Origin of the sequence: Flavobacterium sp. B183 (assembly GCF_023539155.1) — a bacterium.
GTDB lineage: Bacteria > Bacteroidota > Bacteroidia > Flavobacteriales > Flavobacteriaceae > Flavobacterium > Flavobacterium tructae.
Map to the genome: position 1 here is coordinate 1,689,321 of NZ_CP097434.1, position 12,720 is coordinate 1,702,040.

General features: G+C 39.0%; 8 protein-coding genes. 1 reads left to right on the plus strand and 7 read right to left on the minus strand.

Going from position 1 to position 12,720, the window contains the following annotated elements; all coding sequences use genetic code 11:
* Positions 1-29: 29 nt before the first annotated feature.
* Entirely contained in the window at positions 30-611 is a 582-nt protein-coding gene (locus M4I44_RS07615; RefSeq protein WP_017497237.1) for a tRNA-(ms[2]io[6]A)-hydroxylase, read from the minus strand.
* Between the two features lie 115 nt (positions 612-726).
* On the opposite strand from M4I44_RS07615, the gene M4I44_RS07620 reads away from it, so the two are divergent.
* Positions 727-1,968 (plus strand): glycosyltransferase, encoded by a 1,242-nt coding sequence (locus M4I44_RS07620; protein ID WP_249966957.1) that lies wholly within the window; start codon positions 727-729, stop codon positions 1,966-1,968.
* An 84-nt stretch (positions 1,969-2,052) separates the two neighbouring features.
* Here the strand turns inward: M4I44_RS07620 and M4I44_RS07625 are convergent, their stop codons facing one another.
* The 6 genes from M4I44_RS07625 to porU all read right to left on the minus strand — a co-directional run bounded on the left by M4I44_RS07625 (position 2,053) and on the right by porU (position 12,598).
* Positions 2,053-3,900, minus strand: a complete 1,848-nt coding sequence (locus M4I44_RS07625; protein WP_017497235.1) for a hydrolase/aminopeptidase — start codon at positions 3,898-3,900, stop codon at positions 2,053-2,055.
* A gap of 233 nt (positions 3,901-4,133) precedes the next feature.
* Positions 4,134-5,786, minus strand: coding sequence for a pyruvate dehydrogenase complex dihydrolipoamide acetyltransferase (locus tag M4I44_RS07630; RefSeq protein WP_249966958.1), 1,653 nt, complete (start codon positions 5,784-5,786; stop codon positions 4,134-4,136).
* Between the two features lie 4 nt (positions 5,787-5,790).
* Positions 5,791-6,789, minus strand: a complete 999-nt coding sequence (gene pdhA, locus M4I44_RS07635) for a pyruvate dehydrogenase (acetyl-transferring) E1 component subunit alpha (protein WP_017497233.1) — start codon at positions 6,787-6,789, stop codon at positions 5,791-5,793.
* 158 nt (positions 6,790-6,947) lie between these two features.
* Positions 6,948-7,430 (minus strand): cytidine deaminase, encoded by a 483-nt coding sequence (cdd, locus tag M4I44_RS07640; RefSeq protein ID WP_017497232.1) that lies wholly within the window; start codon positions 7,428-7,430, stop codon positions 6,948-6,950.
* 78 nt (positions 7,431-7,508) lie between these two features.
* Positions 7,509-8,717: a type IX secretion system outer membrane channel protein PorV gene (porV, locus tag M4I44_RS07645; RefSeq protein ID WP_249966959.1), complete on the minus strand. Its 1,209-nt coding sequence runs from the start codon at positions 8,715-8,717 to the stop codon at positions 7,509-7,511.
* 41 nt (positions 8,718-8,758) lie between these two features.
* Positions 8,759-12,598, minus strand: a complete 3,840-nt coding sequence (gene porU, locus M4I44_RS07650) for a type IX secretion system sortase PorU (protein WP_249966960.1) — start codon at positions 12,596-12,598, stop codon at positions 8,759-8,761.
* Positions 12,599-12,720: the final 122 nt, after the last annotated feature.

The window sequence follows — 12,720 nt, forward strand, 5'->3', positions numbered from 1 at the left end:
AAAAAATGAAAATCGAGTTTAAAAGAATATTATCCGTGTACGGTTTCGCTTTTTCCGTAGTTGGTAATAATTGAGCCTTCAAATTCAATCCATTCTTTCCAGCGTTTATCAATATCGATATTGTCGGTATATTTTCGTGCAAAACCTAAAAATGTAGTATAATGACCGGCTTCAGAAATCATTAAATCACGATAGAATTTAGCCAGTTCTTCGTCTTTTATGTTTTCAGAAAGTACTTTAAAACGCTCACAGCTTCTGGCTTCAATCATAGCCGAAAACAATAGGCGGTCGCAAAGAGCGTCTCTGCGGCTTCCGTCTTTTTTCATAAATTTAAAAAGCTCATTTACATAGTGATCTTTTCGTTCACGCCCTAAGGTCAAGCCTCTTTTTTTGATAATATCGTGCACCATTTGTAAGTGCTCGAGCTCTTCTCTGGCGATTACAAGCATTTCGGTAACTAATTCTTCCAGTTCAGAATTGTAAGTCACTAAGCTGATGGCATTTGAAGCTGCTTTTTGCTCGCACCACGCATGATCCGTCAAAATCTCTTCGATATTTGATTCTACTATATTTACCCAGCGTGGGTCTGTGGCTAATTTTAATCCTAACATAATTGATTCCGAAATTTGTATTGTGCAAAATTACTCATTTTTATGACCAAAAAACAGGAAATTCCATGTGAATACGCTCAAAAAAGCATTATTTTGTAGCTTGAATGGAATGTAAATGAATCAAGTGAAAAAACTTTTAATTATCGGTTCTGTCTGGCCCGAACCAAATTCGTCTGCTGCCGGAGGAAGAATGATGCAGTTAATTTCTATTTTTAAACAGAATAAATTTGACATCACATTTGTCAGTGCGGCATTAGACAGTGATTTTATGGTTGATTTGTCTGAGTTTGGAGTAGCGAAAAAAAGCATTGAGCTCAATTCGGCCAGTTTTGATGATTTTGTAAAGGAACTAAATCCACAAGTTGTCCTTTTTGATCGTTTTATGATCGAAGAGCAATTTGGATGGAGAGTGGCGGAAAACTGTCCTGAAGCGATTCGGATTCTCGATACCGAAGACTTGCATTGTTTACGCGCTGCCAGACAAAAGGCTTTTAAAGAAAATCGAAAGTTTGAAGTGACAGATCTTTTTTCTGAAGAAGTAGCAAAACGAGAAATTGCCAGTATTTTAAGATGTGATTTGTCTTTGATTATTTCGACGTTTGAAATGGATGTTCTAAAAGACAAGTTCAGAATCAGTGCCGATTTGCTTTTGTATCTTCCTTTTTTGACAGATTCGATGTCTGAAGATGACCTTTTGAAATTGCCATCATTTGAAGAAAGGAATAAGTTTGTTTTTATTGGGAATTTCTTTCATGAGCCCAATTGGAATACGGTTCAGTATTTAAGAGAAGTAATTTGGCCTTTGATCAAAAAAGATTTCCCTGCGGCTGTTTTGGAAATTTACGGCGCTTATCCGTCGCAAAAAGTATTGCAAATACATCAGCCTAAGAATGGATTTTATATCATGGGAAGGGCAGTGGATGCTGTCGAAATCGTGAAAAATGCAAGAGTTGTACTGGCGCCAATTCGTTTTGGAGCAGGTTTAAAAGGGAAATTGTTGGAAGCTATGCAATGCGGAACGCCAAGTGTGACTACTGCAATTGGTTCTGAAGCGATGCATGCTAATTTGCCCTGGAATGGTTTTATAGAAGATGATGCAGCTGAATTTGCTAAGAAAGCAATTAGACTTTATCAGGATGAGAATCTTTGGTACGAGGCTCAGAAAAAGGGAATTGTAATTATCAACGAGTGTTATTTGAAAGATAAATACTCAGATGGATTTATGTCTGTGGTAAATTCGTTGTTAATGGATTCTACAAGTCATCGTCTGCATAATTTTATGGGCAGTTTATTGCAGCATCATGCTTATAAAAGTACCATGTACATGTCAAAGTGGATTGAAGCGAAGAATAAGTAAGTATTTAGTCGCAGTTTACAGCTCTCAGTCTCAGTTTTCAGTAACCGGGACTGAAAACTGAGACTGCAAACTGAATACTGGATACTATTTCAAAATGCCTTCAACAGCCTGAATAGTTGTCGCATGGTAACCTGATTTTGCTTTTTCGAAAATCTGTTTAGCCCACACTTTTCCTTCAGGAGTTTTAACCATTTCTTTGTATAACATCATTACCGATCCGGTTCGGCTTATTCCGATTAGAAATTGCTCAATAGCAGGATTGGCTGCTTTGTATTGATGTTCAATGGCCTGAACAAACCACTGACGTTTGATGATGAAATTACCGCCTTTTGTAAAGTTGAATTCTTTGTCGATAGCTTCCATCTCTTTTACTGTAATGTCAGCTGGAAGATGATCTATAAAATGCTGTTTTTCGGCAGTTGTTGTAATTTTTTTGCTTAGACCTGTCACACCTGTTTCTCTCCATGTTTTTTGGATTTTATCAATCGCATCAAAGTCAGGAGAACTTACCGGAAGGATGTTTGACGGAATTCCCGGTTTGTAAATCCATTCGTCTAGTTTTATTTTATCTGCCAGAGCCTTGTCGCCTTTAATAAGGTTTTCGTTAATGTATTTTACGAAGTCTTCCGTTGTGATCGATTGGAAAGCATGTGAGTCGAAATAGTTTTTAATAAACGGATCGAATTTTTCACGACCAACAGCATTCTCGATAACTCTTAAAAAGGCATACCCTTTTACGTAAGGAATCATGCTGATACCATCGTCCGGATTTCTTCCGGTAAGACTAACTTTCAATCTCGTATCCGGATTGGTGTCTCCGTATTCAGCTACATTATCGACTAATTCTTTGTTTGTGATAACGTTTTGCATTTCAAATTCTTTCTTTCCAAAGATAGCTTCTCCAATTCTGTGTTCTACATAAGTCGTAAATCCTTCGTTTAACCAAATATCATCCCAGGTGGCGTTGGTTACTAAATTTCCGCTCCAGCTATGTCCTAATTCATGTGCTAAAAGACTTGTTAGAGAGCGATCTCCGGCAATAACGCCCGGAGTAAGGAAAGTTAAGTTTGGGTTTTCCATTCCGCCATAAGGAAAGCTTGGAGGTAAAACCAGTACGTCGTAACGTCCCCAACGGTATGGTCCGTATAGTTTTTCGGCAGCGCCAACCATGTTGCCTAATTCGGCAAATTCCCATGCTGCTTTTTTCAGCAAAGAAGGTTCTGCATAAACTCCGGTTCTTTTGTCGATAGATTGAAATTCAAGATCTCCAACAGCGATAGCCATTAGATAAGAAGGAATTGCTTTGTCTTGTTTGAAGGTGTAAATTCCGGTGTCATTTTTCTTTTGCGGATTAACAGCGCTCATTAAGGCTATTAAATCTTTTGGAACCGTAACTTTTGCATTGTATGTAAAACGAATGCCCGGTGAGTCCTGGCATGGAATCCAGGTACGGGACCAAACACTTTCGCCCTGAGAGAAAAGAAATGGTTTCTTTTTGTCTGCTGTTTGTTCCGGAGTTAACCATTGTAGTGCCACTGCGTCTTTGGTAGTGCTGTAGTAAATGTTAACTTTAGTAGTGTTGGGTTCGATGGTAATGTGAAGTGGTTTTCCGTGAAATTCTACGTCGGTACCAAGTTTGAATTTTGTTTCTTTTTCTTCGTCTCCTAAGGTTACTTTGGTAATGTTAAGGGTGTTTTCGTCGAAGATGATTTCGTTTCCTTTGCTAATGTTGTCAATTTGCCACGACGCTTTTCCGGTAATGGTTTGTGTGTCAAAATCTACTTTGATATCGAGATCAAGATGTTTAACGACGGCTAATTCCGGCTTAGAATAGCTGTGTTCGTCAATGACGGCTGTATTTTTTTCAGTTTGTTCTTTTTTCTGGCAGGCAAGAGCTGCTAAGAATAAAGCTACAAGAGTTATTTTCTTCATTTTTATATGTTTTGGATTTGAGGATGAAAATTAAACAAAAAATCCCGTCCCGAAAAACTTCGGGACGGGATTTTATTATGAGGGTGTCTTCGACTTCGCTCAGACGGACATTCGGCTTTGCTCAGACGGACATTCGACTTCGCTCAGACGGACATTTGGATTTGCTTAGACGAGGTCTTCGATTTTACTCAGACAAATGTTCGACTTTGCTTAGGCGGACATGGGCATAAAAATTATGCTAACATGGTCACCGGGCTTTCGATGTATTGTTTTAATGTTTGTAAAAACTGAGCTCCGGTTGCGCCGTCGATTGTTCTGTGGTCACATGCTAATGAAAGCATCATGGTGTTTCCAACTACAATCTGACCATTTTTCACTACCGGTTTTTCTACAATTGCTCCTACAGAAAGGATTGCAGAGTTTGGCTGGTTGATGATTGAATTGAATTCAGTGATACCAAACATTCCAAGGTTAGAAACGGTAAAAGTACTTCCTTCCATTTCTTGTGGTCCCAGTTTTTTGTTTTTCGCTCTTCCGGCAAGATCTCTTACGCTTGCGCCAATTTGAGATAAACTCATAGCGTCTGTAAATTTCAATACAGGAACTACTAATCCGTCTTCAACTGCTACAGCAACACCAATGTTTACGTGGTGGTTGATGATGATTGCATCTTCTTTCCACTGAGAGTTGATTTTTGGATGTTTTTTCAAGGCTAAAGCACAAGCTTTAATTACCATATCGTTAAAAGATACTTTTGTATCCGGAACCGTATTGATTGTTGCTCTTGCTCCCATAGCTTCGTCCATGCTTACTTCGATCACTAAGTTGTAGTGAGGTGCTGTAAATAAAGATTCTGCCAAACGTTTTGCGATAATTTTACGCATTTGAGAGTTTTTGATCTCTTCTGTGAAAACTTCTCCGGCAGGAACAAATACTTTTGGTGCAGCAGGTACAGCTTCTTGTGGTTTAGCAGCAGAAGTTGTAGTTGCAGTAGCCGCAGCAGGTGTTTGTGCAGCAGGAGTAAAGTTCTCGATATCGCTTTTCACGATACGTCCGTTTTCTCCCGAACCTTTAACCTGATTTAATGAAATTCCTTTGTCAGAAGCAATTTTCTTCGCTAATGGCGAAGCTAGAATTCTTCCTCCGTTTGAAGTTTCGGCTACCGTTTCTGTTGCTTTTTCAGCAGCAGGAGCAGCTTTAGTTTCTTCAGTTGCAGGAGCGCTTACAGCACCTCCGGCAGTATAGTTTGCGGAAATTCCCGAAACATCAGTTCCGGCAGGTCCGATGATCGCTAATAAGCTGTCAACAGGAGCTGTATTTCCTTCCTGAATTCCAATGTATAATAAGGTACCAGCATTGAAAGACTCAAACTCCATAGTAGCTTTGTCTGTTTCAATTTCTGCTAAGATATCTCCTTCAGCAACAGCATCACCTACTTTTTTCAACCAGGTAGCTACTGTTCCTTCAGTCATTGTGTCGCTCAAACGTGGCATAGTAACCACTACAACACCTTTTGGTAATTCAGTTGCTGCTTTTGCAGGAGCAGCAGTTTCTGTTTTAGTTTCTGCAGCAGGGGCAGCTTCCGCTTTTGCTGCTTCTGCAGCAGGAGCAGCACCACCACCGGCTAAAAGAGCAGAAATGTCTTCTCCTTCGTTTCCAATGATGGCTAATAAAGAGTCAACAGGAGCAGTTTCTCCCGCTGGTATTCCGATATGTAAAAGAGTTCCTTCGTTGAAAGACTCAAATTCCATTGTTGCTTTGTCTGTTTCAATCTCAGCTAAGATATCTCCTTCGCTAATTTTGTCGCCTACTTTTTTAAGCCAAGTCGCTACCGTTCCTTCCGTCATAGTATCGCTCAAACGAGGCATTGTAATAATTGTTGCCATTGATTTATAGTTTATGAGGTGTGAATGGATAGTCTTCTTGTGCGTATACTACATCATACAATTGTTGTAATTCAGGATATGGAGATTCTTCAGCGAATTTAACACATTCTTCAACCAGATCTTTTACTCTTTGGTCGATTACTTCGATTTCTTCTTCTGTAGCGTATTTTTGATCCATAATTACATCTAAAACCTGAGTAATAGGGTCAATTTTTTTGTATTCTTCTACCTCTTCTTTAGAACGGTACAATTGTGCGTCAGACATAGAGTGTCCTCTGTAACGGTACGTTTTCATTTCAAGGAAAGTTGGTCCGTCACCACGACGTGCTCTGTCGATTGCTTCTGTCATTGCTTCGGCAACTTTTACCGGGTTCATTCCGTCAACAGGTCCGCAAGGCATTTCGTATCCTAAACCAAGTTTCCAGATGTCGGTGTGGTTTGCTGTTCTTTCAACAGAAGTTCCCATCGCATAACCGTTGTTTTCAACGATAAATACAACCGGTAATTTCCATAACATTGCCATGTTGAAAGCTTCGTGTAAAGAACCTTGTCTCGCAGCTCCATCACCAAAATAGGTCATAGTAACTCCGCCAGTGTTGAAATATTTATCAGCAAAAGCTAAACCAGCTCCAACAGGAATTTGTCCACCTACGATTCCGTGTCCTCCGTAAAAACGGTGTTCTTTAGAGAAAATGTGCATAGAACCTCCCATACCTTTAGAGGTACCGGTTGCTTTTCCTAAAAGTTCTGCCATTACGTTTCTAGGATCAACTCCCATACCAATTGGCTGTACGTGGTTTCTGTAAGCAGTAATCATTTTGTCTTTGGTCAGGTCCATAGCGTGTAAAGCTCCTGCTAATACAGCTTCCTGACCATTATATAGGTGTAGAAAACCTCTAACTTTTTGTTGAATGTATAATGCTGCAAGTTTATCTTCAAACTTCCTCCAAAGTAGCATGTCTTCGTACCACTTTAAATATACCTCTTTTGTAACTTCTTTCATCTGAATTCTTTCTTTTGCTAAAGTTTGTTTGTGTTATCAATTGTTGCCTGTAACGCAAAATAGTTTCCTCCCACAAATTTGCGCCCGAAAGGTCGGGATGCAAAAATAAGACATTCCTAGTAAGAAGTAAAATTTAAAAGCTACTTTTTGGCTTTTTTTTACAAGAACTTTTTATCAAACATAAACGGGAGTAAATTTTTTAGAGATGCCGATTTGTAAACTTCGCCGATTTCTCCCATAAAAAAGATTTCAATAGGGGTGTCCTGTCTGATCTCATATTCTGCAATAGATTGACGACAAGATCCACAAGGCGGAATAGGTGCTGTGGTCTGATTAGTGTCTGAAGCTGCTGTAATAGCCATTTTTAGAATTTTGGCTTCCGGGTATACACTTCCGGCATGATAAATGGCAACGCGTTCAGCACATAATCCTGAAGGATATGCTGCATTTTCCTGATTAGATCCTACCACTATTTTTCCATTGTCTAAAAGTAAAGCAGCTCCAACCCGAAATTGAGAATAGGGCGCATAGGCTTTTTTGCGAACTTCGACCGCCTGACTCATTAACTCCTGAATGTCTTTTGGGAGTTCTTCAAGGTTGTTATAAATGTTGAAGGATGATGTAATGCTTATTTCTTTCATTTCTGTTTAAGGGAAAAAAAATCCAAATTCCTGAAGAAACAGGAATTTGGATTGTTATTAATTTTTTATTTTCAGGTTTTAATATACTTCGTATTTGTCGCCAAAGTTAAAGGTTAAAGAAAAACGAAGTGTATTTTCTAACGGATTTTTAACTTTTGATGTTGAAAATAAATACGAAACGTCAACTTTTACTACATTGTATTTGAATCCTGCTCCTAAAGAGAAGAATTGTCTGGCTCCTTTTACAGGACTTTCATGAAAATATCCTGCTCGTATGGCAAAAGCATCCTGATACATATATTCTGCACCTACACTATAAGTGATTTCTTTTAATTCTTCACTGAAACCACCCGGAGCATCTCCGAAAGATTTAAAAATTCCGGATACCCAGCCAATGTCTTTGTAGGTTTTGTATTTTGCTGCGTCAGCTTGCGACTGAGAAATGTCTCCCGGATCTGTAAAATCACCGTCGCCATTTGCATCTACAGGAGTTCCCGGTCCCGGAGGAGTTGGAACTAAAAGTTTGGTAAATTCAACGCTAAGGCCTAGTTTGTTGTAATCGTCTAAGATAAAGTCAAAACCTCCTCCTAATCTAAGGTTTGCCGGTAAAAAGTTGGAACTGATATTGTCGTTATCGTAACTTATTTTTGGTCCAAGATTTTGCAGGTTGAAACCACCTCTCCATCTTCCGTTAAAATCAGCATAAGCAATTTCTTCTGATTGGTAGAATCCGGCAACGTCTACAGCGAAAGAGCCTGAAGCTGACGCGTCGACTTCTTCAGAAGCAATTTTCAGATTAGAACGAATGTATCTTGCAGCTACTGCCATTGAGAATTTCTCGCTTAATTTCAAAGAGTAAGAACCGTCTAAGGCAAACTCATTTGGAGAAACGATTCTTGCGGCTTCATTTGGGTCTCCGGTTGTTCTTAGTTCAATATCCCCAAAGCCAAAATAACGGAAGCTTCCTGCAAAGGCACTTCGTTCGTTAATTTTGTTGTAATAGGTTGCCTGGCCTAATGAAATATCATTGGCTAAGTCTGTCAAATAAGGGGTGTAGCTGATAGAGAATCCTTGCTTGTCTACTGAGAAAGCATATTTCGCAGGGTTCCATTGTTGTGAATAAGCGTCGGCTGATGTAGCGACCCCCTGATCGGCTAAACCTGCAGCTCTTGCGTCGGCTGCGACTAGTAAAAAAGGTACTCCTGTAGTAATAGGGCGTTCAATGTTTTGAGCTTTTGCGTACGGAATAATTAAAAGGCAAATTAATAGAAGCGATATTTTTTTCATTTATGTTAGGTATGGTGTTGGTGATACAAATATATAGAATATTATAAAATGACAAGCTTTTCGTATTTTTCTGCTTTTTTATTTGTTAAATTAGATTTGACAGTGAGTTTGTAAATGTATACGCCTTTCCCGATTCGATCGCCAAAATCATCTTTCCCGTCCCAGGTTATGTCTCTCGATAAGAAACCTTCTGTGGTGACGATTTGGTTTTTTGTCCAGACTACTTTTCCTGTTATAGTCATGACCTGAACTTGCACATCCAGAGGTTCATAAGGTCTGTTGTGTGAAAACCAAAATTGCGTATAGGTTGAAAATGGGTTAGGATAATTAAGAACGTGTGTTAGGGTCAGCGATTCATTTCCAACAACTATAAATTGTATTTCACTAGTTACAGGATTGTTGTAAACGTCCCATGCTGTAAATGTTATCGTGTGCATTCCGGCAGCAAGATTTCGCAACGGAAAACGTAAATTTCCATTGGTGTAATCGTCAAGTTTTGTCTGATAATAATCATTTAGAACAAAAGGATTGCTTACATCGCCATCCAGCACTGCTGTAATATCATGCCCGATTCCGCTTGCTGTATTGATTCCATTTTCATCTTCAAGAAACGCCAGTAAAAAGGGCGATTCATTTGTAATTCCTCCCGATACAAAAGTTTCATCGTTCATATATAACTTCACTTTTGGACTTATATTGTCCTGTGGAGCATTTTCATTTATTCCTCCAATTTTTATATTGGTGTTGTAACCTGATTGATTTTCAAGTGTTTGGTTTTTTCTGGCGTAAAAACTGATTCGGGCATAATCAACAGGAATACGGATGTCTCGGGGTACAACAAAGCTGAATTCAAACTGACCGTTGGTTACCGAAGCATTTCCTCTAAAAATAGTTTCTCCCAGTATTTTGAATGACATTGCAGGGCTATATCCATCATTATTTAGGGTGCTGGTAGTGATTAGCTTGTCAAAGATGGCAGTTGCCAGTTCGCCATTGTAATTGCTTAACAGCGTATTGTTTTCGTCGGTTATTTCTCCTGTGATTTTAATTTTTGACAAAGATTTGAAATCTGGAATAGGCTGAGAAATCGCAATGTCATTTATTTTTGTTAAATTAATTTTTGGTTTCGGAATAGCAAGCATCAAAGCAGGGTCGCCAATGTAAAAAATGACATTGCTGGATGAGCTTGGATTTTCATTTTTAGAAATTCGAAGCGCTTCGGCGATGCTCGTGTATTGGTTAGATCCGTATGAAAACAGGTTTTTGTTCAGGTTGTCATTGAAGTTTTCTGCATTGTATTGTCCTATGGCGCGAATGGTGGTTAACATGGAGATGGCGCCTCCTTTTGGATTCCAAAAAGTATATTCTCCTGCGGTTGGTCTTGTTGGGTCATCAAATCTCGAAAATTCGCAGGTTATCGTAATGAATAAGGGATATTTGTATTGATTGTTCAGGTTTTGACCGTCTGATTTTTCCCAGATTCTTTCGGCTGCGAGACCGTCTTCGCCACCATGTCCAAGATAGTTAAAGACTAAAGCGCCTTTTTCAAAAGCATTAAATATATCGGTTCTTGCCTTCGGGTATCTCGATCCTCCTGCGGAAGCTTCCTGGGTGTAGGCGTCGAGGAAAATCTTTTCTACATTTAAAAATGGTTTTTGGGTAGAGATTGCATCGGCTAGGGTATTCTGGCGTGATTGTAAGCTTGCGTCTGAGCTTCGGTCAGAGTCATCGCTTACCATGACAATATTGTTGCGCCAGTTTCCAAATGATTTTTGGTCGTGGTATTCTAAAACTTTGTTAACCATTTCTGCTGCCTGAGCATTGTCTGAAATTAACATTCTGCCTACTGCGATATCAATTCCTCCAAAAGGGAAAACGACAACACCTTCATTGGCATCCATAAGTCCGTAAAAATCATCTGAGGCAAATGAGGCTTCTCCGGTAGAGTTACTGATGACGGACTGATATACAGGTACAATGTTGGTATTGTTTGTAATTCGGTCTTTGTAATCAAATGAGGCGTCTCCGAACAGATTTACATATTTAAGTCTTTTCTCGGAAGTTGAGGCATTATTGTAGAGGTATCGAATGCAGTTTCTAATGGCGGCCACGTCTTGCTTTCCTGAAGAGAATTCCTGATAGATGTTTTCCAGCGGAATTACTTTTACATTTAAATTAGAATTTATCCGGTGGAAAGTGGCTAGTTTTTCAGCTTGAGAAACAAGGTTTTTTGGCGTCACAATTATATAGTCGATATCTTGAAAACTGTTTTGAGCATTCCTGAAAAGTGTTCCTTTTAAATTTTGGTTCGCGACTTTAGGTTGGCTTTCTTTTAAAGGAGCGTAATAATCGGCAGGGTCAAGGGCGATGTATGTTCTGATTTCACCCAATGATGCCTTAAAGCTTAAGTTAGCCTGGTTGTTATTTTCTATTTTTAAGGTGTTAGTGGGATCTGTAACGTCCCAAATTTGAGAAATAGCCGCAGCATTTCCGATGGTGTAATTGGCTATTCCGGGAGTTGAACCTGCTAAATTGTATTGAAATTTAAATTGTTTTCCGATGCCCAGAAGTTTTCTTTTGGCAGTCAGATTGATGAAGTCAAGATATCCTTTTGATCCCGGAACACCATTATTGTTGTAGGTGAGTTTTATTTTTACATTTTCGGCTCCGGTAAAGGCTGCGTTGGATGGTAATTCCTGATTGTAATATTTGATATCAGAATTTAGTGCCAAGGCTTGAAAATTAAGATTGCCTATATTTTGTCCGTTGGCAGAAATGGTAAACGAGGTAGGAGTATAGGCTGCTGAGGCTGCTTTGAGTTCTATTTTTACAGGTACTGAAGTGTCGATGTTGGGAAAGTTAAAGCTGAATTCCTGTTCCTGAGTAATGTCAAAAGATTCTCCGCACCACTGACGCCCCAGATGGGCAATGTTTATTTTGTCGATTTCATGAAATTGATAATCGTCGAAAGTATTGAGCTCTAAAGTGCTGTTGCCGGTGGGTTGATTTAGAGAAGCGATTCGTTTTCCATCACCACCTGTAGTGGTAATGTAATAATAGGATTTGGTATCGTACAAGTTCAGGTTAGTCTGGCTTTCTGTGTTCCAGTTTTCAACGCCTTCACCATAAAAAAGAATATAATCTTCGTTGTTGAATACGCCGTCTGTTTCGCCAACGATCTGAATCGCATTTTCTGCCAGATCTTCCGGATAATACGTGTTGTTGGCAAGAGGAAGCATTTTTCCTCCATTTCCATAAATTTTGATTCTCCTCGGGTCTGTTTTTCCGGGGTCAAATCCCAGGCTTTGAAGGAAAGATCTCGAGATTTTGTAGACGCCCGATTTTTCAATGTAAAAACGATACCAGTCTCCCGTGGCTAATACAGAATTGTAAATCGTATTTGCTTTTTGAAAGGAAGAAGTGTTGTTGTTTTTTGCAGCGCTATCAGTCGTTTTTTTGTAAGAAAAAGAACGGATTCGTTTGAAGCTGTTTCCTTCTTTTACAATAGGAGATAATGATAAAAATACCTGCTTTAGGTCTCTTGAGGTAGTTGTTTTAAGAGTCTCATTTGGTTTTTCAGGGATATTCTCGAGCGAAAGGTCACCCAGATCGGCAGTTGAAACGGATTCGTAAACTACATTGAAAATTTGAATCGAATTGTAGTTTGAATAACCGGATTCGGTCAGATTGAGCAGTAATATTATGCTTTTTTTAGTAGTATCATACCGAAAACTGTTTCCGGAAAAATACGGTATTTTTAATTTTGAGTCGCCAAAACTCATCTCCTTTTTGTTTTGCCAATCTAACGTAAAGTCACCATTTATCTGGGAAAACGAGATAAATGGAAGGAGAAAAAGATATAAGATGAGGACTTGTTTCATTAGCGAATAAAACGGTTTTTAATTAAAAATATTTTAGTAGGTAAAAATATAGTATTTCATGTTACAGTAAATAATAAAAAGTATATTTTTGCGTTCGTAACAATAGGTTATTTTCTGGTAAA